This window comes from Cupriavidus sp. 2TAF22 (assembly GCF_052115045.1).
Lineage (GTDB): Bacteria > Pseudomonadota > Gammaproteobacteria > Burkholderiales > Burkholderiaceae > Cupriavidus.
This window is the reverse complement of sequence record NZ_JBFRFX010000075.1, coordinates 1-21,841: the sequence shown is the minus strand read 5'-3', so window position 1 is coordinate 21,841 and position 21,841 is coordinate 1. Positions and strand designations below refer to the sequence as shown.

The 21,841-nt window shown below is 69.1% G+C and carries 22 protein-coding genes; 9 read left to right on the top strand and 13 right to left on the bottom strand.

From position 1 onward, the window contains the following. The 3 genes from AB4Z48_RS39005 to AB4Z48_RS38995 form a co-directional block, all read right to left on the bottom strand. On the bottom strand, nucleotides 1–949 hold a 949-nt coding region (locus AB4Z48_RS39005), incomplete at its 3' end, for a hypothetical protein (RefSeq protein ID WP_441624008.1). Beyond that, a complete protein-coding gene (locus tag AB4Z48_RS39000) occupies nucleotides 946–1,542 on the bottom strand; it encodes an RNA polymerase sigma factor (RefSeq protein WP_441624006.1) in 597 nt (198 codons plus the stop codon). The genes AB4Z48_RS39000 and AB4Z48_RS39005, both read right to left, overlap by 4 nt. A 162-nt stretch (nucleotides 1,543–1,704) precedes the next feature. Beyond that, the gene (locus AB4Z48_RS38995; RefSeq protein WP_441624004.1) at nucleotides 1,705–3,525 is read right to left on the bottom strand and encodes a vWA domain-containing protein; all 1,821 of its coding nucleotides are present in this window, start codon (nucleotides 3,523–3,525) and stop codon (nucleotides 1,705–1,707) included. 237 nt (nucleotides 3,526–3,762) lie between these two features. Between AB4Z48_RS38995 and ggt the strand changes: the two genes are divergently transcribed. After that, nucleotides 3,763–5,634: a gamma-glutamyltransferase gene (gene ggt / locus AB4Z48_RS38990; protein WP_441624002.1), complete on the top strand. Its 1,872-nt coding sequence runs from the start codon at nucleotides 3,763–3,765 to the stop codon at nucleotides 5,632–5,634. Between the two features lie 104 nt (nucleotides 5,635–5,738). Here the strand turns inward: ggt and AB4Z48_RS38985 are convergent, their stop codons facing one another. The 5 genes from AB4Z48_RS38985 to AB4Z48_RS38965 form a co-directional block, all read right to left on the bottom strand. Continuing rightward, on the bottom strand, nucleotides 5,739–6,746 hold the full coding sequence (locus AB4Z48_RS38985; protein ID WP_441624000.1) for a Bug family tripartite tricarboxylate transporter substrate binding protein: 1,008 nt from the start codon (nucleotides 6,744–6,746) through the stop codon (nucleotides 5,739–5,741). A 287-nt stretch (nucleotides 6,747–7,033) separates the two neighbouring features. Beyond that, nucleotides 7,034–8,110 (bottom strand): phosphotransferase, encoded by a 1,077-nt coding sequence (locus tag AB4Z48_RS38980; RefSeq protein WP_441623998.1) that lies wholly within the window; start codon nucleotides 8,108–8,110, stop codon nucleotides 7,034–7,036. A gap of 116 nt (nucleotides 8,111–8,226) precedes the next feature. Then, nucleotides 8,227–8,961, bottom strand: a complete 735-nt coding sequence (locus AB4Z48_RS38975; protein ID WP_441623996.1) for a histidine phosphatase family protein — start codon at nucleotides 8,959–8,961, stop codon at nucleotides 8,227–8,229. Nucleotides 8,962–9,044: 83 nt separating this feature from the next. Further along, nucleotides 9,045–9,824, bottom strand: coding sequence for an oxepin-CoA hydrolase, alternative type (locus AB4Z48_RS38970; RefSeq protein ID WP_441623995.1), 780 nt, complete (start codon nucleotides 9,822–9,824; stop codon nucleotides 9,045–9,047). 100 nt (nucleotides 9,825–9,924) lie between these two features. After that, nucleotides 9,925–11,448, bottom strand: coding sequence for a 3-hydroxyacyl-CoA dehydrogenase (locus AB4Z48_RS38965; RefSeq protein WP_441623993.1), 1,524 nt, complete (start codon nucleotides 11,446–11,448; stop codon nucleotides 9,925–9,927). Nucleotides 11,449–11,666: 218 nt separating this feature from the next. Between AB4Z48_RS38965 and AB4Z48_RS38960 the strand changes: the two genes are divergently transcribed. Beyond that, nucleotides 11,667–12,308, top strand: coding sequence for a glutathione S-transferase (locus AB4Z48_RS38960; protein WP_441623991.1), 642 nt, complete (start codon nucleotides 11,667–11,669; stop codon nucleotides 12,306–12,308). Nucleotides 12,309–12,397: 89 nt separating this feature from the next. Here AB4Z48_RS38960 and AB4Z48_RS38955 read toward each other — a convergent pair whose 3' ends face one another. Continuing rightward, a complete protein-coding gene (locus AB4Z48_RS38955) occupies nucleotides 12,398–13,576 on the bottom strand; it encodes a pyridoxal phosphate-dependent aminotransferase (RefSeq protein WP_441623989.1) in 1,179 nt (392 codons plus the stop codon). A 75-nt stretch (nucleotides 13,577–13,651) separates the two neighbouring features. Then, a complete protein-coding gene (locus tag AB4Z48_RS38950) occupies nucleotides 13,652–14,167 on the bottom strand; it encodes a putative toxin-antitoxin system toxin component, PIN family (protein ID WP_441623987.1) in 516 nt (171 codons plus the stop codon). A 39-nt stretch (nucleotides 14,168–14,206) separates the two neighbouring features. Here AB4Z48_RS38950 and yaaA point away from each other — a divergent pair, with 39 nt between their 5' ends. Further along, entirely contained in the window at nucleotides 14,207–14,992 is a 786-nt protein-coding gene (gene yaaA, locus AB4Z48_RS38945; RefSeq protein ID WP_441623985.1) for a peroxide stress protein YaaA, read from the top strand. 72 nt (nucleotides 14,993–15,064) lie between these two features. Continuing rightward, the gene (locus tag AB4Z48_RS38940; protein ID WP_441623983.1) at nucleotides 15,065–16,207 is read left to right on the top strand and encodes a M14 family metallopeptidase; all 1,143 of its coding nucleotides are present in this window, start codon (nucleotides 15,065–15,067) and stop codon (nucleotides 16,205–16,207) included. Between the two features lie 58 nt (nucleotides 16,208–16,265). Here the strand turns inward: AB4Z48_RS38940 and AB4Z48_RS38935 are convergent, their stop codons facing one another. From AB4Z48_RS38935 to AB4Z48_RS38925, 3 genes are all read right to left on the bottom strand, one after another. Beyond that, nucleotides 16,266–17,072 (bottom strand): BspC domain-containing protein, encoded by an 807-nt coding sequence (locus AB4Z48_RS38935; RefSeq protein WP_441623981.1) that lies wholly within the window; start codon nucleotides 17,070–17,072, stop codon nucleotides 16,266–16,268. Nucleotides 17,073–17,321: 249 nt separating this feature from the next. Then, nucleotides 17,322–18,203 carry an N-formylglutamate amidohydrolase gene (locus AB4Z48_RS38930; RefSeq protein WP_441623979.1) on the bottom strand — a complete coding sequence of 294 codons (882 nt, stop codon included), beginning with the start codon at nucleotides 18,201–18,203 and terminating at the stop codon, nucleotides 17,322–17,324. A 12-nt stretch (nucleotides 18,204–18,215) separates the two neighbouring features. Further along, nucleotides 18,216–19,199 carry a Bug family tripartite tricarboxylate transporter substrate binding protein gene (locus AB4Z48_RS38925; RefSeq protein WP_441623977.1) on the bottom strand — a complete coding sequence of 328 codons (984 nt, stop codon included), beginning with the start codon at nucleotides 19,197–19,199 and terminating at the stop codon, nucleotides 18,216–18,218. 167 nt (nucleotides 19,200–19,366) lie between these two features. Here AB4Z48_RS38925 and gcvA point away from each other — a divergent pair, with 167 nt between their 5' ends. From gcvA to AB4Z48_RS38900, 5 genes are all read left to right on the top strand, one after another. Beyond that, nucleotides 19,367–20,269, top strand: a complete 903-nt coding sequence (gene gcvA, locus AB4Z48_RS38920; RefSeq protein ID WP_441623975.1) for a transcriptional regulator GcvA — start codon at nucleotides 19,367–19,369, stop codon at nucleotides 20,267–20,269. A 171-nt stretch (nucleotides 20,270–20,440) separates the two neighbouring features. Then, nucleotides 20,441–20,548: a lipoprotein gene (locus AB4Z48_RS38915; protein ID WP_441623973.1), complete on the top strand. Its 108-nt coding sequence runs from the start codon at nucleotides 20,441–20,443 to the stop codon at nucleotides 20,546–20,548. An 80-nt stretch (nucleotides 20,549–20,628) separates the two neighbouring features. Further along, nucleotides 20,629–21,183, top strand: a complete 555-nt coding sequence (locus AB4Z48_RS38910) for an RNA polymerase sigma factor (RefSeq protein ID WP_441623971.1) — start codon at nucleotides 20,629–20,631, stop codon at nucleotides 21,181–21,183. A gap of 12 nt (nucleotides 21,184–21,195) precedes the next feature. Then, nucleotides 21,196–21,603: a hypothetical protein gene (locus tag AB4Z48_RS38905; RefSeq protein ID WP_441623969.1), complete on the top strand. Its 408-nt coding sequence runs from the start codon at nucleotides 21,196–21,198 to the stop codon at nucleotides 21,601–21,603. Continuing rightward, nucleotides 21,600–21,841: periplasmic heavy metal sensor (locus tag AB4Z48_RS38900; protein ID WP_441623967.1), on the top strand; the 242-nt coding region annotated here is incomplete at its 3' end. The genes AB4Z48_RS38905 and AB4Z48_RS38900, both read left to right, overlap by 4 nt.

Genomic DNA, 21,841 nt, shown 5'->3' with positions numbered 1-21,841 from the left:
CCGCGGGGGCGGCCTGCGGTGCGGCTCCCGCCAGGCCGGAGGCGGGCGCGGCGCGGTCCGCAAGCGCGTCGGGCGCGCGCAAGGCAGGCTCTCGCGGGGTGCGTGACTCGGTCTCCGGAGCCGGCCCGGATTGTGCCTGTCGCGCCTTGGCCGCGGCCGGTGGCGCCGGCGCTTTCGCATCTTGCGCGGCTACCGGCGCCGGACCTGGCGGCGCAGCCGTTGCCGCGGCTTGGCCGGCGGCAGCCGGTTGCGCCTGCACGTTTGCGGCAGGTGCCGGCTGCCGCCCGGCCGGCGCTTGCCCTGGCTGCGCGGTCTTGCTGTCCGCCACGGCCGCAGTCTCAGCCTGCTTCTCCTGCGTCTCCGGCTTCTCCGGCTTTTGCGTGGTGCGGGGCGTGTCCGGCAGCAGCAAGGCGCCGTCCCGCAAATCGAGCTGGCGCAGCACCACCTGCAGCGACAGCGCCGCGACGCCGAGCGTGGCTGCAAGCACGCCCAGCGCGGGCCACCAACGGCGTGCCGCGCGTCCTGGCGCAGGCTTTGCCGGCGCATCGCCGTCTTGCTGCGCGGCTTCGGCCTGTTCGCGCAGCCATGCCTGCGCCGCCGCGCTGACCGGTGCGCCAAGCACGCGCTGCGTGTCGTCGCCGCGCCGTACTTCGGTCAGCACGGCCGCGCGCCGCGCGGCCTGTGCCGCCTGCAGGCGCGCGGCTTCCTCCATCACGGCAGCCTGCAGTCCGGGCGGCGGGGCGAACACCGCATCGGCTGCCGGCCGGGGCGATCCGGGCGCGGGGGGCACGGCGGGCGCGGCGGCGTGTGCCTGGCGCGCGGCCTGCGCCGCGCGCGCCACCGCCATCACCGACGCTTCCAGCGAAGGCGGCGGCGCAAACGGCGGCAGCGTGCGCAGCAGCGCCGCGAGCCGGTCTTCGCCGGCAATGAATCGCTCGTCCGCGCTCATGGCTGCCGCTCCTGCGGCGCCACGGCCGCCAGGCTCTCGCGCAGGCGCGCAAAGGCGTAGCGCAGCCGGCTCTTGATGGTTTCGAATTTCTCTCCCAGCGTCTGCGCGATCTCCTCCACGCTCATCTCGCTGAAGAAGCGCRGCACGATCACTTCCCGCTGCGCGGCCGGCAGCGCCATCAGCGCCTGCCGCACGCCTTGCAGATTCTGCCGCAGGCTCGCCTCGGCCTCGGGGCTGAGGTCGTCGGCGGGCAGGGCGAGATGGTCTTCGTCGAGCGTATCGCGCTGGCGCTCGTAGGCGCCGCGCAGCGTGTCGAGCCAGGTGTTGCGCGCGATCTGGAACAGGAAGGTGCGCAGCGCCGCGCTGGGCTGGTAGTCGCCGCAGCGGGTCATCAGCTTGACCCAGGTCTTCTGGGTCACGTCCTCGGCCTCGCCCGTGTTGCCCTGGCACAGCCAGGCCACGTAGTTGTACAGTGCGGCGTTGTGGCGGCGGAACAGCTCGGCCACCGGCTGCTCGATCAGGCCGTTGGCGACCAGCAGCATGAGGTCGGTGTCCGGCAACGCCGACAGGCTGGAGGCGGGTTGGTCTGGCATGCCGGCAGGCATGCGGTCGGGCGGGGCGCCGGGCGCGGAGGCATTCATGCGCGGCAGTATATGACAGCGCCCCGTGCCGCCGCGAGCGCGCCCCGCCGGGTGCGATGCAGCACGCGCCTGCGTGGCGCCCGCCGTCATCGCACCTCCGTCATCACTCCGCCTTCAGCGCTGCGGCTGCGGCGCGGGGCCGTCGCCCTGCGCCAGCGGCGCGCGCGTCGACAGGGCCTGTGCCAGGTCCACCAACTGAATGAACTCGCCGCGATAGCCGAAGCGGTCGCCGCCGCGCGCGCCGAGCGCCAGCGCGCGCGCATCGGCATAGCTCCAGGTGCCGACATGGCTGCCGCCGCGCAAGGCCTGGCCGAAGCCGGCCACCGCCGTGGCGAAGCGGAAGGCATCGTCGGCCTGCGCCAGCGGACGCACCGCGCCGGCCGGCACCGCCAGCTCCAGCAACTCGCTGGCCTGGGCCTGCGCGCGCTTGTAGCGCAACTTCACATGGGCCAGCTCGCCGGTGCCGCTGTTCGCGCCTTGCGGCTGCGGCTGGTAGCGCAGCGGATCGAGCAGGCCGGGCTGCCCTGCCAGCGTCAGCTCATAGAGCGCGGTCACCGTATGCCCCGCGCCGATATCGCCGGCGTCGACCTGGTCATTGTTGAAATCCTCGCGCCTGAGCGCGCGGTTTTCGTAGCCGATCAGGCGGTATTCCTTGACCGTGGCCGGATTGAACTCGACCTGGATCTTGACGTCGCGCGCCACCGTGGCAAGCGTGGAACTCATCTCCTCCACCAGCACCTTGCGGCCTTCCATCAGGTTGTCGATATACGAGTAGGCGCCGTCGCCCGCATCGGCCAGCTGCTCCATGAGCTGGTCGTTGTAGTTGCCGGTGCCGAAGCCCAGCGTGGACAGCGACACGCCCGACTTGCGCTTCTCCGCGACCATGTCCTTGAGCTGGCGGAAGTCGGTGATGCCGACGTTGAAGTCGCCGTCGGTGGCCAGCAGCACGCGGTTGATGCCACCGGCGATAAAGCTCTGCTGCGCGGCCTGGTAGGCCAGCGCGATGCCGCTCGCGCCCGCGGTGGATCCGCCCGCCACCAGGGCGTCGATGGCCGCCGAGATGGCGGTCTTGTCGCTGCCTGGCGTGGGCGGCAGCACCACGCGCGTGCCGCTGGCGTAGGTGACCAGCGTGATGCGGTCCTGCGGGCGCAGCGCGCCGGTGAGCAGCTTGAGCGATGCCTTCAGCAGCGGAAGCTTGTCGGGCGAATACATCGAGCCGGACACGTCGACCAGGAACACCAGGTTGGCGGGTGGCAGGCTTTCGCGCGCGGCGTCGGCGGCCTTGATGCCGATGCGCAGCAGCACATTGCTGGCGTGCCAGGGGGCCGGCGCGGCCGCGACGTGCACCGCGAAGGGCCGGCCATCGCGCGGCTGCGCGTAGTCGTAGGGGAAGTAGTTGACCATTTCTTCCACGCGCACGGCATCGGCCGGCGGCAGGCGGCCTGCGTTGAGCATGCGGCGCACATTGCTGTAGCTGCCGGTATCGACATCGATGCTGAAGGTGGAGACCGGCGCCTGCGCAACCTGCTGCACGCCGTTCTCGTCGATGGCGGCGTAGCGCTCGCGCTCGGGTTCGCCACGCCAGGCTGGCTGCGGGGAGGGCGCGATCATCGCCATGGGCGCGGGTGCCGCGGGCAGGTGGCGCATCGCCGGCGCGCGGGCATCGGCAGCGGCGCCGGCGAACGCTTCGGCCCGGCTGGCCTTGGCCGCGGGCCCGGTGGTGGCGGGCGTGGCGGGGGTGGCGGGCGTGGTGGTAGCGGCAGGGGGCGCGGGCGGCGTCGCCGTGTGCGCGGCGCTGCGCCCGGGCAACGAAGCCGGCGGCTGGGCGGCCGCGCCGTTGTCGTCGCCGGCGGGGCTCGCCTGCGGGCTGGGGGACGGTCCGCCACACGCGGCCATTGCCAGGGCAACGGCCAGGACTACCAGGCGCTTGTGCATGTTCATTTCTCCGGAAAGGGCCGCGCCGGCGGTGCCGGCGGCAGGGCGCTGCCAGTGAAACGAGCCAGGCTTGCCGGTGGGGTTGGCGCGGCGAAAAAAAAATCGCTCGGCCCGGTCGCCGCCCGATGGCCCACGATTGCCGCGCGCGGTCCATCGGGGCTGTCCCGCAGTTTGCTGCGGGTGTCGCACGCGTGCCGACGCCCTACAATGGCGGCTTTCCCCCCGGAGGAGGTAGGCATGGCAATCCAGGTATATTCAACGGCGCTCTGGCGCGGCCCGCTCGCGGCGGCCGCGGCGCTTGCGCTGCTAGGCGCCTGCTCGACCCCGACCAGCGCGCCGCCTGCGGCAAGCACCGCGCCCGCCGCGCCGGCCACCGCCATGCCGCCGGCGCCGGAAGTGGCCTCGGGCTACCGGCAGGGCATGACCACCACGTTCGCCGACAGGCATATGGCCGCGGCGGCCAACCCGCTGGCTACCGAGGCGGGCCGCAAGATCCTGCGCGACGGTGGCTCCGCCATCGATGCGGCGATCGCCATGCAGGCCGTGCTGACCCTGGTCGAGCCGCAGGCCACCGGCATCGGCGGCGGCGCGTTCATCATGTACTGGGACGGCAAGCGCGTGCAGTCCTACGATGGCCGCGAGACCGCGCCCGCCGGCGCCGACGAGAACCTCTTCATGCGTGCCGACGGCAAGCCGATGAGCTTCAGCGAAGGCCAGATCGGCGGCCGTTCGGTGGGCACGCCTGGCGTGCTGCGCGCGCTCGAGCTGGCGCACCGCCAGCACGGCAAGCTGGCCTGGGCCAAGCTGTTCCAGCCCGCCATCGACCTGGCCGAGAAGGGCTTCCCGATCTCGCCACGCCTCTATACGCAGATCGCCGCCGACAAGTTCCTGCCGAACTCGCCCGAGATGGCGGCCTACTTCCTCACGCCGGATGGCAAGGCCAAGCCGGTCGGCACCATGCTGAAGAACCCGGCGCTGGCCCGGACCCTGCGCGAGATCGCGCGGCGCGGGCCCAATGCGCTGTACACCGGGCCGATCGCCGGCGAGATCGTCAAGCAGGTCAATGGCAGCGCCAACCCGGGCTCGCTCTCGCTGACGGACCTGCGCGACTACCGCGCCAAGGAGCGCGCGCCGGTCTGCAGCGACTACAAGCGCTGGAAGGTCTGCGGCATGCCGCCACCGTCGTCGGGCGGCATCGCCATCGCGCAGATGCTCGGCACGCTGCAGGCGCTGGAGGCCAAGGATCCGAGGTATGCGCTGGCCGCGATGGCGCCCCGGCAGGTGAACTCGCCGGCCGGCCTGGAACCCACCGTCGATGCCGTGCACGTGGTGTCCGAAGCGGGGCGGCTGGCCTATGCCGACCGCGGCCTCTACGTGGCCGACGCGGACTTCGTGCCGGTCAACGTGGCCGGCCTGATCAACTCGGCCTACCTGGCCCAGCGCGCCAGCCTGATCGGCGACAAGAGCATGGGCAAGGCCGAGCCCGGCGTGCCGCCCGGCACCAGCGTCGCGCTGGCGCCGGACCGCTCGCCGCCGCGTGTGTCCACCTCGCAGATCGTGGCCGTGGACAGTGCCGGCGGCGCGATCTCCATGACCACCACGGTGGAGAGCTATTTCGGCTCGCACCTGATGGTGCGCGGCTTCGTGCTGAACAACCAGCTCACCGATTTCTCGTTCGTGCCGAGCGAGAACGGCAAGCCGGTCGCCAACCGCGTGCAGGCGGGCAAGCGCCCGCGCTCGTCGATGGCGCCGACGCTGGTGTTCGACCGCGAGACCGGCAAGCTGGTGGCCACGGTAGGCTCGCCCGGCGGTTCGCAGATCATCGAGTACGTCTCCAAGACGCTGGTGGGCCTGCTGGACTGGAACATGGACGTGCAGGCCGCGATCAACCTGCCCAACTTCGGCAGCCGTAACGGCCCGACCGAACTGGAAGCCGGACTGGTCAGCCCGGCGCTGGCGCAGGGCCTGACGGAACGCGGGCACCAGGTGGCGCAGATCGAGATGACCAGCGGCACGCAGGCCATCATGCGGCGCCAGCGCCCGGACGGGAAGTGGGCGTGGGCGGGCGGTGCCGACCCGCGGCGTGAAGGGGTGGCGCTGGGAGACTGAGCGCAGCGCCGGCGCATGCGGCTGGCGCACCCCATGCAAAAAGGCCGACTCGCGGAGAGTCGGCCTTTTTGTTTGCCGGGAAGGCGCGGGTCTGGCGGGGCCGCTCAGTCCAGCCGCACGTCGGCCTGCTTCACCACCGCGGCCCAGCGCGCCCGCTCGGCCACGAAGAACTTGTTGGTCTCCTGCGGCGTCATGGTCACCACCTCGGCGCCCTGGCCGGCCAGCTGGGCCCGTACCTCGGGCAAGCGGATGATGCGGATCAGCTCGGCGCTGATGCGCGCCACCAGCGCATCGGGCATCGCGGCCGGCGCCATCACGCCTTGCCAGGTGCCGGACTCGAAGCCGGGCACGCCCTGTTCTGCGATGGTCGGCACCTGCCCGACCAGCGGCATGCGTGTCTTCTTGGACACCGCCAGCACCTTGAGCTTGCCGGCCTGCACCTGCGGCAGCGTTGCCAGCATCCCGTTCATCAGCACCTGCGCCACGCCGCCCACGGTATCGGCCACGGCCTGCGAGCCGCCCTTGTAGGGCACGTACTGCCACTTGGCGCCGGTGGCCTGCGCCACCGCCACGCCAGCCAGGTGCGGCGCGCTGCCGATGGCGGTGACGGCGAAATTGAGCTGGGTGCGCTTGGAAAGCTCCACCAGTTCCTTCAGGTTGTTGGCCTGCACGGAGGGGTGGACCACCAGCAGGTGCGGCGAGTAAGCCAGCATCGACACGCCCTTCAGGGCCTTGCCCGGATCGAAGGTGAGCTTGGTGTAGACGGATGGGCTGATGGCCAGCGCGCCGACGTCGCACAGCAGCAGCGTGTGGTTGTCGGTGCCGGCCTGCGCCACCATTGCCGCGCCGATATTGCCGTTGGCGCCGGGGCGGTTGTCCACCACGATGGGCTGGCCGAGCGCTTCGCCGAGCTGCTTGCTGATCAGGCGGGCGATGATGTCCGACGAGCCGCCAGCCGGGTAGGGCACGACCATGCGGATGGGGTGGGTGGGCCAGTCGGCTGCCTGTGCGGCGGAGGACAGGAGGGTACCTGCGGTGCCCAGGCCGCCCGCAGCGGCGGTGGCGCCCAGGGCGGAGAGCTGGGAGAGGAACGTACGGCGGCTGGTCGGCATTGCTGCTGTCTCCGTTATTGTATGGGTGTTGTATGTTGTCGTATCTGTTTGATGATAGCCTGAAGTCCGGGGAAGGTCTAGGGGCGGATTTATGACAATAATGTCGGGCTGTGCCTCCCGGGTCGCACCTTTCCGGCTGCGGGCAGGCTGCCACACATATCGTGTGATATGACAACTGGTGCGGAAAGAAAAGAGCCTCTTCCCCGTCGGGGAAGAGGCTCTTCATGGCAACAGGCAGCGCTGGAGTGCAGCGAGAGCAGCGAGAGCGCTTTCTTCGTTGCCTGGCCTTATTGCTTTGCCTTCTTCGCGTACTCCCAGCCCATTTCGGCCATCGGGCGCGCGCGCTTGCCGGCATCCAGTGCCTGCGCCGACGACGCCGTGCCGTCCACCACGCGCTTCATGATGCCCTGCAGGATCCCGGCGATGCGGAACATGCTGAAGGCCAGGTAGAAATTCCAGTCGCCGGTGATCGGCCGGCCGGTGCGCTTCTCGTAGGTGCGGCGGTACGCGGCTTCATCCGGGATGCCCAGGCTCGTGTAGTCCAGCCCGGCGATGCCGCGGAACTGGCCCGGGGCGATGTGCCAGCTCATGCAGTGGTAGCCGAAGTCGGCCATCGGATGGCCGAGCGTGGACAGTTCCCAGTCGAGCACGGCCAGCACGCGCGGCTCGGTGGGGTGGAACATGAGATTGTCGAGCCGGTAGTCGCCGTGGACGATCGAGGTCAGGTCGGCATCTTCCTGCGGGATGTGGTCGGGCAGCCAGGCCATGAGCGAATCCATGGCGGGAATGCTCTCGGTCTCGGACAGCTTGTACTGCTTGGTCCAGCGCTCGATCTGGCGCGAGAAGTAGTTGCCCGGCTTGCCGTAGTCGCCCAGGCCGATGGCCTTGTAGTCGACGGTATGCAGCGCGGAGATGACACGGTTCATCTCGTCATAGATGGCCCCGCGTTCGGCCGTCGTCATGCCGGGCAGGGACTGGTCCCACAGCACGCGGCCGGCGACGAATTCCATGATGTAGAAGGCGCGGCCGATCACGCCCTCGTCCTCGCACATGGCGTACATCTTCGCCACGGGCACGTCGGTGCCGGCCAGCGCGGCCATCACGCGGTATTCGCGCTCGATGGCGTGGGCCGAGGGCAGCAGCTTGGCCTTCGGGCCGGGCTTGGCGCGCATCACGTAGGTCTGTCCCGGCGTGATCAGCTTGAAGGTGGGGTTGGACTGCCCGCCCTTGAACTGCTCGATGGTCAGCGGGCCGGCAAAGCCGGCCACGTGCTCGCCCATCCAGGCTTCCAGCGCGGCCAGGTCGAAGCGTTGCTGCTCGGCCACCGGCCGCGTGCCTTCGAAGTTCGAAACGTTGTTGCTCATGCTGTCTCCGTTATTTCGGTGTTTCCGGGTATGCCGCGTCGTCTGGTCTTCTTGGATTCGGGTCTGCGTGAGCAGAGTGTATTGCGTTGCGCGATTCGGTTTCCGCGCGGGCATGCCTAGCGTGGCGGCGCCTGCAGGTCGCGAAAGCGCAGGTACTGGTGCAGCAGCACTTCCATCGTGGTGTGGCGCGTGCCGCTGTGCACCGGCGTAGGCGGCGAATAGTTCAGCATGCGTACCACCCAGTCCGCGGGCGCGTCGCCCACGTCCAGCACATTGATGCAGCCGGCGGTCTGCATCAGGCTGCCGTAGAACACGCGGCGCCCGCAGGCGATGGCGTGGGAGAGGATGGCGCGGTTGGTGCCGCCGTGCAGCACCAGCAGGGCAGTGTCCCAGCCGGGGTCGTCGCGCAGGCGTTGCAGTTGCGGCAGCACGCGGTCGAGGAATTCGCCCACGCTCTCGCCGTCGAGAAAGCGCTTGTCTTCGGGCACTTCGCCTTCGAAGGCGCCGATGAAGGCATCGCGCAGCTTGTCGTCGCCGATGCCGGCCAGCTTGCCGCCGCGGATTTCCTGCAGCGCGGGCCAGGTTTCGAGCGCGGCGTCGGCCATGCCCGGGATTTCCGCCAGCACGCGCTCGGAGGTTTCCACGGTGCGCGGCAGGCCGCTGACGATGATGCGGTCGAAGCGCACCTGTTCGGCGGCAAAGGCGCGGCCGGCGGCGCTGGCCTGGGCGCGCCCGGTTTCGTTCAGCGGCACGAGTTCGGGCAGCGCGGGGCGGCCGGTCTCGTCGAAGTAGGTCACCGCGCCATGCCGCATCAGGTAGACGCGGCGGCGGGGCGAGGGCGGCATTTCCATGCGTGTCTCCGGTGCTGTTTTGCTGTTGCCCGTCTGCGCGGGCATGCGTGGCTCGGTGCGCGGATGCGCTGCTGCCCGGGTGCCTAGCGGTAGCGCGGCTTGCGCTTCTCCAGGAAGGCGCCGATGCCTTCGCCGCCGTCCTTGTGGTGCAGCGCGGCCACGAAGTTGTCGCGCTCCTCGGCCAGGTGCTCGGTCAGGCTGGCGGTGCCCGCATGGTTGATCAGTCCCTTGATGCGGCCCACCGCGTGCGGCGACTGCGCGGCCAGCGATTCGCCCAGGCGCAGCGCCTCGGTGAGCGCCTGGCCTGGCGCCACCACGCGGTTGACCAGGCCGAAATGGGCCAGGCGCGCGGCATCCGCGGGCTTGCCCTCCATCATCAGCTCGGAGGCCAGCTGGCGCGGCAGGGCGCGCGCCAGCTCGTAGGAGCCACCGCCGTCTGGCGTGAGGCCGACCTTGACATAGGCCATGACGAACTTGGCGTCGCTGGCGGCCACCACGAAATCGCAGGCCAGCACCAGCGAGAAGCCGGCGCCCGCCGCGGGGCCTTCCACCGCCGCGATGATGGGCTTGGGAAAGGCGTGCAGCGTTTCGATCCAGTGGTTGAGGACCTCGATGCTCTCGGCCTGCACCGACTGCGGCTTGGCGCGGTTGCCGAGCAGGCGGTTGAGGTTGCCGCCGGCGCAGAAGACGCCGTCGGCGCCGGTGATCACCACCGCGCGCACTTCGTCGTCGCGCGAGGCCAGCTCCAGCGCTTCCTGCGACGCCGCGTAGATGTCCGGGTGCAGTGCGTTGCGTGCCTCGGGGTTCGAGATGGTCAGCACCAGGGTGGTGTCGACGCGTTCGGAAAGCAGCTGTGCGGTCATGGCGGCTCGGTGGCGGAAACGGGGCTGGCGCGGAGCATGGCCGCGACAGCGCAATCAGATGCGAAACGACCGCAAGCCCTGGGGGCTTGCGGTCGCGGGATTACTGCTCTTCGGCCAGCAGCGACAGGCCGAGGCCGGCGCGGCGCCACAGCCACGGGCTGGGGCGGTAGCGCATGTCGCCGGTCAGGCGCTCCAGGTTGCGCAGCACGGTCAGCACGAGGTGCGGGCCGATCGCGTCGCCCAGCGCCAGCGGGCCCTTGGGATAGCCCAGGCCCAGGTTCACGGCCAGGTCGATGTCGACCGGCGTGGCGATGCGCTGCTGCGCGATGTCGCTGGCGATATTGACGATGCAGCTGATGATGCGCTGGGCCACGAAGCCGGCCGAGTCACGGATCACCGTGACCGGCACGCCGTCGGCCGCGAACAGGCCGTGCGCGGCTTCGCGCATGTCGGCGGTGGTGGCCGGCGTGGTCATCAGCGTGCGGCGCTTGGTGGCCTCGAACGGCATCAGCGTGTCGATGGCGACCACGCGGGCGGGATCCAGGCCTTCCTGCAGCGCGCAGGTGGTGGCGTCCAGGCCCAGCGGCGTGACTACGATCAGGGCTTCGCCAGACGGCAGGTTGCCGGCTTCGGGCGTCATGCCGAGTGCGTGGATCAGCTTGACGGCCATGGCGTGGCCGCGTTCGTCTGCACGGCTCACCCACACGCTGGCGGGGCGCGTGGCGGGCGCCGCGGTGGTGGCGGGCAACTGCTTCTGGCCGTCGGCATAGCGGTAGAAACCGGCGCCGGCCTTGCGGCCGATCAGGCCGCCCACCGAGCGGATCGCCGTGATCGGCGACGGACGGTAGCGCGGTTCCTGGTAGAACTGGTTGTAGATCGATTCCATCACCGGGTGCGACACGTCCAGCCCGGTCAGGTCCATCAGCTCGAACGGGCCCATGCGGAAGCCTGCCTGCTCGCGCATGATGGCGTCGATGTCGGCGAACCCGGCCACGCCTTCCTGCGCAACCTTCAGGCCTTCGATGTTCATGCCGCGGCCGGCGTGGTTGACGATGAAGCCGGGCATGTCCTTGCAGCGCACCGGGGTATGACCCAGGCGGCGCGACAGTGCCATCAGCGCATCGCCCACGGCGGGGTCGCCCGACAGGCCGTCGATCACCTCGACCACCTTCATCAGCGGCACCGGGTTGAAGAAGTGGTAGCCGGCGACGCGACCCGGGTGCTTCGCGCCGACCGCGATCGCGGTGACCGACAGCGAAGAGGTGTTGGAGGCGATCACGGCATCCGGGCGCAGGATGGCTTCGAGCCTGGCCACCAGCTCACGCTTGACTTCCAGGCGCTCGACGATGGCTTCCAGCACCATGTCGCAGCCGGCCAGGTCTTCGAGCGCATTGCAGGGCAGCACGCGCGCCAGCGCGGCCGCGCTGGATTCGGCGCTCATCTTGCCCTTCTCGGTCAGCTTGGCGAAGGTATCCTGCAGGTACTGCCGCGCGGCCGCCACGGCCTGCGGGTTGGTGTCGTACAGGCTGACGGTCAGGCCGGCCTGCGCGGCGATCTGCGCGATGCCCCGGCCCATGGCGCCGGTGCCCACGATGCCGAGGGTGTCGATGGTGAAAGTGCTCATAGTCCGTCCAGAAAGTTGTGGTTAAATTAGCACGATCGTACGTTTTCTGCATCATCCGCGACAGTCGCCGGGTGCAAGCGGCGTGCGCTGATCGGCCACAGGCAGCCGCCAGAGTCTGCCATGGCCCACATGCCTGCCGGTTCCTTGCGCGCCGGACGGTGTATGACGATGAATTGCGGGGCCACGCCGTGGCCACCCATAACGAGGAGAGAGACGACATGCTGAAGCTCTGCGGATTTTCCGCCAGCAACTACTACAACAAGGTCAAGCTGGCCTTGCTGGAAAAGAACCTGCCGTTCGAGGAAGTGCTGGCCTGGCTCGGCGAAACCGATCACGATGCATCGCCCCTGGGCAAGGTGCCCTACATGATCACCGATCGCGGCCCGCTGTGCGAGTCCGAAGTGCTGGACGCCTATATCGAGTCCACCTACCCGCAATTGCCGCTGCTGCCGGCGGACCCGTACCAGGCCGGCAAGGTGCGCGAACTGGTGACCTTCCTGGAGCTCTACCTGGAGCTGACCGCGCGCGAGCTGTACCCCGAGGCCTTCTTCGGCGGCAAGGTGAGCGACGGCACCAAGGAGCGGCAGCGCAAGCTGCTCGAACGCTATATCCCGGGGTTTGCCAGGCTGGCGAAGTTCTCGCCGTATATCGCCGGCGACACCTTCACGCTGGCCGACTGCGCGGCGATCGTGCACCTGCCGCTGATCTCGTCGTGCACGAAAATCATCTACGGCGACGACATGCTGGCCGAGCTGCCGGTCAAGGACTATCTCAAGCGCATGTCGGAGCGCCCTTCGGTGCAGAGGGTGAATGCGGAGCGCAAGGCAAATACGGAGCTGATGCTCAGCCGGAGGAAGTAAGGGGGGCGCGGCTCCCCGCGTGCGCCGCCGCGGGCCTTGAGGCGTGGACCCCGAGGCCCCGGAAACACCGGGAAATCCCCGGAAATCCCTTACAGATTCTTCAGCCGCTCCAGCGCCAGCGCCAGCGTCTGCTCCTTCTTGGCGAAGCAGAACCGCACCACGCCGGATTCGCGCGGCTGCGAGTAGAAGGCCGACACCGGGATCGCCGCGACGCCGATTTCCTTCGTCAGCCACATCGAGAAATCGGCTTCGCTCATGTTCGAGACGGCCGAGTAGTCCACGCACTGGAAGTAGGTGCCGTCGGACGGCAGCAGCTTGAAGCGGGTGGTGGCCAGCCCGGCGCGGAAGAAGTCCCGCTTGGCCTGGTAGAAGTCGGCCAGGCCGAGATACGGCGCGGGGTCGGCCATGTAGTCGGCCAGGCCGTGCTGCACGGGCGTGTTGACCGTGAATACGTTGAACTGGTGCACCTTGCGGAATTCGGCCGAGAGCGCCGCCGGCGCGGCGACGTAGCCGACCTTCCAGCCGGTCACGTGGTAGGTCTTGCCGAAGCTCGACACCACGAAGCTGCGGCGGGCCAGCTCCGGATGGCGCGAGACCGATTCATGCGGCTGGCCGTCGAACACCATGTGTTCATAGACTTCGTCGGACAGCAGCAGGATGTCGGTGCCGGCCAGCAGCGCGGTCAGGCGCTCCATGTCGCCGGCGCGCCAGATGGTGCCGGTGGGATTGTGCGGCGTGTTGATCATCAGCATGCGCGTGCGCGGCGTGATGGCCGCGGCGATGCGGTCGAAGGGCACGCGGAAATGCGGCGCGTCGAGCGCGACCGATACCACCTTGCCGCCGGCCAGCTCGATGGCCGGGATGTAGCTGTCGTAGCACGGCTCGAGCACGATCACTTCGTCGCCCGGATGCACCGCGCACAGGATGCTGGTGAGAATGCCCTGGGTGGCGCCGGCCGTGACCGTGATCTCGCTGTCCCAGTCGTAGGCGTGGCCATAGAGCTTGCCGATCTTGTCGGCGATGGCCTGGCGCAGCTTGGGCACGCCTGCCATCGGCGGGTACTGGTTCAGGCCCGAGCGCATGGAATGCGCGACGGCGTCGACGATCCTCGGGTCGCAGTCGAAGTCCGGGAAACCCTGGCCGAGGTTGACTGCATTGCGCTCGGCGGCCAGCGCCGACATCACGGTGAAGATAGTGGTGCCGACCTTGGGCAGGCGCGAAGGCGGCGGCGTGAGCGGGGGCGGCAGGAAGGAGGCTTGGCTGGACATGGGAAGCTGCGTCAGGCTGGGACGGTCGGGAGGAACGGTCCGGATGGTCAATGGGCAGGAAGCGATCCCGGCATTCTAGCGGGGATCGGCCGGCGCCTGCGGGGCGTCACCCGCGCGCGCCGCCAGCCAGGCCGGAAAGGCCTGCGGCAGCAGGATGTCCACGCCGCTCTGGCGGCGCAGGCGACCCTTGAGCTTGAGCACGGCCTTGTCCTTGGAAACCAGGCAGGCGGCCCCGGCAAAGTGCGCCAGTTCGATGAATTTCTGGTCGTCGGTGTCGCGGCAGCGCGGCAGGCGCGCCGCCAGCGTGTCGGCCTCGGCGGGAATCGCCATGAGGGTGGTGAGGCTGTCCACGGTAGCCATGGCGGCGGGGATGTCGACGCCAAAATGGGCGAATTGCGGATAGGCCAGCACCCGGCGCAGTTCCTCGCGGCAGTCCGGGCGGATCACGGCGGCGATGGCGCCGGCGCGCAGCGCGGCCCGGATGGGCTCGGCATGCGGGTCGGCGAACACCAGCAGGTCAACCCAGATATTGGAGTCAAGCACCACCCGCGGCGCGGCGGCGGCGGTGGCTTCGGTGGAGTGTGATGGCATTCGTTACAATCTGGTCTTTGTGTTTGCCGCGATTTTGCCATGCTCATCGTCCTGTCCCCTGCCAAGTCGCTCGACTACGAGACGCCCGCGCGTCTGAAGACCCATACGCTGCCGCGTTTCATCGAGCGCTCGGCGGTGCTGATCGAGCGCTTGCGCAAGCTCGCCCCGCAGGATATCGGCGCGCTGATGGATATCTCCGACAAGCTCGCCGTGCTCAACGCCACGCGCTACGGCGACTGGTCCCCCGAGTTCTCGGCCGCCAACAGCAAGCAGGCCGTGCTGGCCTTCAACGGCGATGTGTACGAAGGCCTGAACGCGCCGTCCCTGTCCACCGACGACCTTGCGTTTGCGCAGAAGCATGTGCGCATCCTCTCCGGCCTGTATGGCGTGCTGCGCCCGCTGGACTGGATGCAGCCCTACCGCCTGGAGATGGGCACGCGCCTGGATACGGCTGCCGGCAAGGACCTCTACGCCTTCTGGGGCGACGACGTCACCAGGCTGCTGCAGGAAGACTTCAAGGCGCAGAAGGCCGAAGGCCAGCCGGTGCTGGTGAACCTCGCTTCCGAGGAGTATTTCAAGGTGGTGCGCCCCAAGGTGCTCGGCGCGCGCATCGTCACGCCGGTGTTCGAGGACTGGAAGGGTGGCCGCTACAAGATCATTTCCTTCCATGCCAAGCGCGCCCGCGGCACCATGACGCGCTACGCGGTGACCCACCGGATCACCGAGCCGGCCAAGCTCAAGCGCTTCGCCGAGGATGGCTATGCCTTCGACAATGAGGCGTCGGACGATGCGCGCTGGGTGTTCCGCCGGCGCCTGGAGGACTGAGCGGCAACCGCCTGCCCGCTCACGCACCGGCGCCGACGCGCTCCTGCACACGCTTTCGAGAATCCACAAGCCATGACACCAGCCCTGCATATCTCCGCCAGCTTCGACGCAGGCGCCATCGAGGTCGAATCGCTCGCGCAGGCCAGCGATATCCGGCTGCGCATCCGCGCCGACTCGCACGCGGAATTCCGCCAGTGGTTCCATTTTCGCCTGCAGGGCGCGGCCGGCCAGGCCTGCAGCCTGCAGTTCCTGAATGCGGGCGACTGCACTTACCCGGATGGCTGGCGGGGCTACCAGGCCGTGGCCTCGTACGACCGCGCGCACTGGTTCCGCGTGCCCACTGCCTTTGACGGCAGCACCATGACGGTCTCGTTCACGCCGGAGCACGACAGCGTCTGGCTGGCGTACTTCGAGCCGTATTCCGAAGATCGCCACCTGTCGCTGCTGGCCGCCTGCCAGCGCTCGCCGCTGGCCAGCCTGTCGCACCTGGGCAGCACGGTGGACGGCCGCGACATGACCGCGGTGACCATCGGCAAGGCCGGCGAGGGCAAGAAGACCATCTGGATGATCGCGCGCCAGCATCCCGGCGAAACCATGGCCGAGTGGTTCTGCGAAGGCGTGCTGCAGCGCCTGACCGGTACCGGCTTGTGGGCCGGCGACCCGGTCGCGCGCAGCCTGCTGGCGCGCGCCGTGTTCCATATCGTGCCGAACATGAACCCGGACGGCGCCGCGCGCGGCAATCTGCGCACCAACGCGGCCGGGGCCAACCTGAACCGCGAATGGATGGCGCCGGACCCGCAGACCAGCCCGGAGGTGTACCACGTGCGCCGCGCCATCGAGGCGACCGGCTGCGACATGTTCTTCGATATCCACGGCGACGAGGGCCTGCCCTATAACTTCGTCGCCGGCAGCGAGATGCTGCCGGGCTTCACCGAGGCGCAACGCGCCGAGCAGCAGCGCTTCATCGAAGCATTCAAGCGCGCCACGCCGGACTTCCAGGATGTGTACGGCTATGCGGCGAGCAAGTACAACGCGGATGCGCTCAAGCTGGCCTCGAAGTACATCGGCCATACCTTCGGCTGCCTGTCGCTGACGCTGGAGATGCCGTTCAAGGACAATGCCGACCAGCCTGATCCGTCGGTGGGCTGGAACGGCGCGCGCAGCGCGCTGCTGGGCGCGGCCATGCTGCAGGCGATCCTCGCGCAGCTGGACTGAGCGCAAGGCAGCAGGCCGCGTCGGACGCGGCCTGCCTTGTCCCCGGCATCAGGCGACGTCAGTGCTGCGCTTTCTTGCCGGACTTGCTGGTGCTCTTGGTGGTGGATTTGCTGCTGCTGCTGCTCGACGCCTTGGTGGACTTGGTGCCGGAAGCCTTGCCCGAGCCGGACTTGGCCGCCTTGCTGCCTTTGTGCCCCTTGGCGCTGGCGGCCTGGCGGGTGTTGCCGTGTACCGCGGGCGCGGCCGCCGGCTCGCTGATGACGGTGCCGCTGCCATCGAGCAGTTCGTAGGCCAGCATCATGCCTTCGGCATAGCCGCAGCGCACCTTGACCGGTTCCCACTGCGCCTCGGCATTGCGTTTGTGCGCGGTGGCGGCGAAGGTCACCACGGAGCTTACCGGCACGGCTTGCTTGCCTTGCGAGAAGCGTCCATCCCACGGTTCCACCGTGGCCTGGCCGGCGCCGAGCGCACCGGTGGGAATCTTCAGCGCATCGAAGCTGGCCGAGCGCGGCACCACCCAGCTGGCGTGCGCCGCGCAGTCGGCCACGTCGGCGCTGGCGTTCTCGGTCTGCATCAGTTGCTGGCGCATCTGCGCGCGGTACTCGGCCAGGCTCACGCGGCCTTGCGCGGGCAAGGTCACGGTCTTGGTGGGCGGCGTGGCGGACGGGGAAGGCGGCAAACGGGTGGCGGCCGGCGCCGGCGTGGCGGCCTTGGCGGCCGCGGTGGCGGTGCCTGGCGTGCTCGCCACGGCATCGCTATCGTTGAGCGGGGTATCGGCGCAGCCCGCCAGGGCGATCGCACCTGCCACTGCGGCAGCGAGCGCGCACAGGCGGCGGCCGATCAGGTCGGAGATTCGTCGGATCACGGGATCGTCTTGCTTTGAGGCAAAAGGGGTTGGCAAAGGTCTGCCATGATAGAGGAAAGCCATGCCCCAAAGTTCCGAAATCTCCCGATCCTAGGTACTACCCTAGGTTCTTCCGCTGCGTTCTCCGAGGTATTGCCGCGATCGCGATGGCGATGAATGCGGGCGCCATGCCGCTTGCCGGGCACGTCTGCGCGGCTGCATTGCACAGCCGCGCCGCCTGCCGCGCATGGGCGTGGCAGGCGCCAGGGATCAGCGGGCCGGGGTCGTCGTGACGAAAGCCTTGAGCTCGTCGAGCAGATGATTGAGATCCGCCTTGAGCTTGCCGAAGCCCGCGTTGTGCACGAGACCCACTTCGTCCATGTACAACTTGCGGTTGATCTCCAGCTGCAGGCTGTGGCGGCGCTGTGCCGGCTGGCCTACCACGCGCACGATCTCCACGCCCTTGTAGGGGTGGTTGCGCCAGACGTCATAGCCCAGTTCCTTCAGCACGGCTTCGACGCGGTCGGTGAAGCGCGTGTCGCAGGTGGTGCCGTCGCGGTCGCCGACCACGAAGTCCGGATGCTGCAGGCCCGGGTGTTCCGTGGCGTACTGCGCCGCTTCGCTCGGCATCGAATGGCAGTTGATGTGCCACGCACTGCCGTGCTGCGCGACGGCCTGGTCCGCGAGTTTCTGCAGCTGCGCGTAGTAGGGCAGGTAGTACTGCGCGATGCGTGCCTGCACCTCGGCCACGCTCAGCTTGCGGTCGTAGATGGCTTCGCCGGTATCGAGCACGCGCCACACCAGGCCCTTGCCGAGCCGGGTCTTGGAGGTTTCCTGGCGCGGGCCGGGCCAGGGCGCGTCGAGCACGGCTTCGTCGATTTCCTCGATGCCGCGGTTGGCATCGAGGTAGCTGCGCGGGAAGCCCGCGCACAGCAGCGCAATGCCGCGTGCGGGGGCGTCGGCGTACAACTCGTCGACAAAGGTGTCCTCGGCCTGGCGCAGCAGCGGCAGGGGCAGTCCGGCGGCCGGCCGGAAGTCGGCCGGGTAGGTGGTGGCGCTATGCGGCGAATCGAGAAAGAGCGGGCTGCTCTCACCTTGCGGCAGTTGCAGGAGGTAGGGAGTGAGCCCGGTCTTTCGGTCTGCTTCCGTCATGATGAGCTTCGGTTAATCCAGGGAGATCTTGGCTGCGCCGGCGATGCGCTTGTTCTTCGCCACTTCGCTCTTGATCTGTGCGGCGAACTGCGCCGGCGTGTTGCCGACCGGCACCGCGCCCAGCTTCTCAAGCTTAGCCTTGACTTCCGGTTGCGCAAGCACCTTCACGGTGGCGTCGTGCAGCTTGGCCTGCAGGTCGGCCGGCAGGTTGGCCGGCGCGATCAGGCCGAACCACGATGCATCGTTGACTTCGGGCAGGCCGAGTTCGGCGAAGGTCGGCACATTGGGCAGGGCCGGCACGCGCTTGGGCGAAGCCACCGCCAGGGCGCGCAGCTTGCCGCCTTCGATGAAGGGCAGCGAGGACGGCAGGTTGTCGAACAGCACCTGCACCTGGTTGGCCAGCGCATCGTTCAGCGCGGGGCCCACGCCCTTGTAAGGCACGTGCAGCAGCTCGGTCTTGCTGCTCATCTTGAACAGCTCGCCCATCATGTGCGACACGCTGCCGTTGCCCGCCGAGCCGTAGGCCATCTTGTTCGGCTGGGCCTTGGCCAGGGCGATGAAGGCCTTCATGTCGTTGGCCTTGACTGCCGGGTTGATGCTCATCACGTTGGGCACGGAGGCCAGGTTGGTGATGGTGGTGAAGTCCTTGGTGGCGTCATAGGCCAGGCGCGGGTACACCGCCGGATTGATGCCGTGCGTGGAAGCCGTGGCGATGCCCAGGGTGTAGCCATCCGCTGCGGCCTTGGCCAGGAATGCGGTGCCGATGCTGCCGCCGGCGCCGCCGCGGTTGTCCACCACCACCGCCTGGCCCAGCTGCTGGCCGAGCTTGTCGGCCACGATGCGCGCCACGATGTCCGTGGTGCCGCCAGCGGGGAAGGGCACCACCAGCGTGATCGGCTTGGTCGGGTAGGTACCCTGGGCCGCTGCCGGCAGCGACAGGCCGGCGGCGACGGCGCCGGTGGCGGCAAGGAGGCGGAGCATGTTACGGCGTTGCATGGTTGGGTTCCTGAAGGAGAAGGCGAGGAGGAGAGAAGCGGAGGGCGGAAAGGTCTTGGAAGTAAGTCAAAGCTGCCTGCCCCGATTCTGCTTGTTCGTGCACGCAGGCCGCAAACGAAATAAAATCGCGTGATCATTCCATTTGGTAGTGAAGTGAGGGGTAACCTATGCGACGCTTGTGTCCGTCGCTGACTGAATTGCAGGCCTTCGAGGCCGCCGCGCGCTATAACAGCTTCACCGTGGCGGCGCGCGAGCTTCATGTGACGCAAGGGGCCGTCAGCAAGCAGGTGCGCAGCCTGGAGGCCTTTCTCGGCGTGGAATTGTTCGAGCGCGTGCGCCAGCGCCTGATGCTGACCGATGCCGGCCAGCGTTACCTCGACCGCATCCGCCCCAGCCTGACCGAGATCGAAGCCGCCACGGTGGAACTGATCGCCCGCCAGGGGCGCGGCGGCACCCTTCATATCGCCAGCATGCCCACCCTGGGCGCCAAGTGGCTGATTCCGCGCCTGCCGCAGTTCTTCGAGAAGCATCCCGATGTCAGCCTGGAGTTCGTGCCGCATGCGCAGGGCTACGATTTCTCCCAGCCCGATCTCGACGCCGCCATCCGCTTCGGCGACGGCGTGTGGCCGGGCAGCCTGGCCGACTACATGACCGGACGCGAAGTGCTGCCGGTGTGCCGGCCCGGCCTGCTCACGGGCGAGCCCGATGACATGGCACGCGCGCCTTCGGCCCTGCTGCGCTATCCGCTGTTGCATCACACGACCGTGCCCGAGGCATGGCCGGACTGGTTCGCCGAGCTGGGCGTGGCCACGCGCAAGGCATGGAGCGGCGCGCGTTTCGACCAGTTCTCGCTGCTCACCCAGGCGGCCATGTCGGGACTGGGCATCGCACTGATCCCGCGCTGCCTGATCGAGGAAGAACTGGCCACCGGCGCGCTGGTCGTGGCGCATCCCGCGCGCGTGCTGAGCAAGAAGGGCTATTACCTGTGCTATCCGGAGCAGAAGCAGCACCTGCCGGCGCTGCAGACATTCCGCCAGTGGGTGATGGAAGGGGTGGACGTGGTCGTGTGAGGGTCGTCCCGCGCTGTAATCAATTCTTACGCTTTTGCCCGACGGATTTCCTGTCGGCGCACGTTTAAGAGACATGACAGAAGGCATGCCGCGCCTGTCGCGCGGCGGTCGACTGGAGATGCTCATGCGCAAGCCCACGCCGCCGCCGGCGATGACAGGAGGGGGGACGATATGAAACGCGTGCTGATCGCGGCACTGCTTGCCGCTTCGCTGGCAGGTTGCGTGGTCGTGCCGGCACGGCCGGCCTACTATCACCGCGCGCCGGTCTACGTTTACTGAGGAGGGGCCGCGCCTGCCCGGGGGCGGCGCGGCACGGGCAACCATGGCGGGCGCAACGATCCCCAGCGAGACCACACCCATTGAGCGACAAGGATCCGGACGACGATGTCCTGCTGGCGCGGGTCGGCAGGCATGACGCGGCCGCCGTGCGCGAGCTGGTCGCGCGCAAGCTGCCGCGCGTGCTGGCGCTGGCCACGCGCATGCTAGGCGACCGGGCAGAGGCGGAAGACGTGGCCCAGGAAGTGTTCGTGCGCCTGTGGAAGCAGGCCGGGCGCTGGCAGCCGGGGCGGGCCCGCTTCGACACCTGGCTGTACAAGGTCGCGTTGAATCTCTGCTACGACCGCCTGCGCGGCGAGCGCGGGCAGGCCATCGAGGACGTGCCCGAACAGGCCACGCCGCAGGCCGGTCCGGAAGAAGCGATGGAGGCGGCCATGCAGGGCTCGCGCGTGGCCGCGGCGCTGGCGCGGCTGCCCGCGCGTCAGCGCGAGGCACTGGTCCTGCATTACTACCAGGAGTTGTCCAACGAGGAGGCGGCGGCACTGATGGGCGTCAGCACCGAAGCGCTGGAAAGCCTGCTGGCGCGCGCGCGGCGCGGCCTGCGCGAGATGCTGGCAGCGGGCGGCCAGCGGCCCTGATGAGGAAATGCGATGACACCCGAGAGATTTCGCGCACTGACCGAGGCATACGGTGCCGATCCGGCGCACTGGCCGGCCGGCGAACGGGCCGCGGGCCAGGCCATGGCCGCGCTGCCCGAGCATCGCGCGGCACTGGCGCAGGCCGCGGCGCTCGACGCCCTGCTGGCCGGGCATGTGGTGGCCGCTCCCGATGCCGCGTTGATGCGGCGCATCGCCGCCGGCGCGCCGGCGGCGCGCCCCGCGCGCGCGCCGTGGTGGTGGTCGGGCCTCGGCCTGGCCGGCGCGGGGCTGGCCGGCACGGTAGCGGGCGCATTGCTGGTGTCGGCCGTGCTGGCCACCTTGCCGGCACCCGCGGCGATCGACCTGCCTTACGCGACCACCGCCTTCGGCGGTATGGCACATAGCGGGAGCGACGAATGAGCGAGGGGATGCCGAAGCGGTTCAAGGTGGCGCTGGCGGTCTCGGTGCTGGTCAACGTGTTCCTGCTCGGCGCCATTGGCGGTGGCGGCTACCGTTGGTACACGGGTGAGCGCGCGGCGGCGGCCACGCAGCCGCGCGGGCTGCGCTTCGCCGCCGACGGGCTCGATGCCGCGCAGCGCCGCGAGTTCCTGCAGGGCCTGCGCGCGGCGCGGCGCGGCGCCCAGGCGCAGCTCGAGGC

Excerpts from the sequence above, each read along its gene's own strand:
- AB4Z48_RS38965 (WP_441623993.1), bottom strand. The coding sequence starts at position 11,448 with ATGAGCACTTTCACCATCGACACCCTCGGCATCGTGGGCACCGGCGCC.
- AB4Z48_RS38940 (WP_441623983.1), top strand. The coding sequence starts at position 15,065 with ATGACACCAGCCCTGCATATCTCCGCCAGCTTCGACGCAGGCGCCATC.
- AB4Z48_RS38955 (WP_441623989.1), bottom strand. The coding sequence starts at position 13,576 with ATGTCCAGCCAAGCCTCCTTCCTGCCGCCCCCGCTCACGCCGCCGCCT.
- gcvA (WP_441623975.1), top strand. The coding sequence starts at position 19,367 with ATGCGACGCTTGTGTCCGTCGCTGACTGAATTGCAGGCCTTCGAGGCC.
- AB4Z48_RS38985 (WP_441624000.1), bottom strand. The coding sequence starts at position 6,746 with ATGCCGACCAGCCGCCGTACGTTCCTCTCCCAGCTCTCCGCCCTGGGC.
- AB4Z48_RS38925 (WP_441623977.1), bottom strand. The coding sequence starts at position 19,199 with ATGCAACGCCGTAACATGCTCCGCCTCCTTGCCGCCACCGGCGCCGTC.
- AB4Z48_RS38970 (WP_441623995.1), bottom strand. The coding sequence starts at position 9,824 with ATGACCGCACAGCTGCTTTCCGAACGCGTCGACACCACCCTGGTGCTG.
- ggt (WP_441624002.1), top strand. The coding sequence starts at position 3,763 with ATGGCAATCCAGGTATATTCAACGGCGCTCTGGCGCGGCCCGCTCGCG.
- AB4Z48_RS38950 (WP_441623987.1), bottom strand. The coding sequence starts at position 14,167 with ATGCCATCACACTCCACCGAAGCCACCGCCGCCGCCGCGCCGCGGGTG.
- AB4Z48_RS38930 (WP_441623979.1), bottom strand. The coding sequence starts at position 18,203 with ATGACGGAAGCAGACCGAAAGACCGGGCTCACTCCCTACCTCCTGCAA.
- AB4Z48_RS38905 (WP_441623969.1), top strand. The coding sequence starts at position 21,196 with ATGACACCCGAGAGATTTCGCGCACTGACCGAGGCATACGGTGCCGAT.
- AB4Z48_RS38915 (WP_441623973.1), top strand. The coding sequence starts at position 20,441 with ATGAAACGCGTGCTGATCGCGGCACTGCTTGCCGCTTCGCTGGCAGGT.
- AB4Z48_RS38995 (WP_441624004.1), bottom strand. The coding sequence starts at position 3,525 with ATGCACAAGCGCCTGGTAGTCCTGGCCGTTGCCCTGGCAATGGCCGCG.
- AB4Z48_RS38980 (WP_441623998.1), bottom strand. The coding sequence starts at position 8,110 with ATGAGCAACAACGTTTCGAACTTCGAAGGCACGCGGCCGGTGGCCGAG.
- AB4Z48_RS38975 (WP_441623996.1), bottom strand. The coding sequence starts at position 8,961 with ATGGAAATGCCGCCCTCGCCCCGCCGCCGCGTCTACCTGATGCGGCAT.
- AB4Z48_RS38960 (WP_441623991.1), top strand. The coding sequence starts at position 11,667 with ATGCTGAAGCTCTGCGGATTTTCCGCCAGCAACTACTACAACAAGGTC.
- yaaA (WP_441623985.1), top strand. The coding sequence starts at position 14,207 with ATGCTCATCGTCCTGTCCCCTGCCAAGTCGCTCGACTACGAGACGCCC.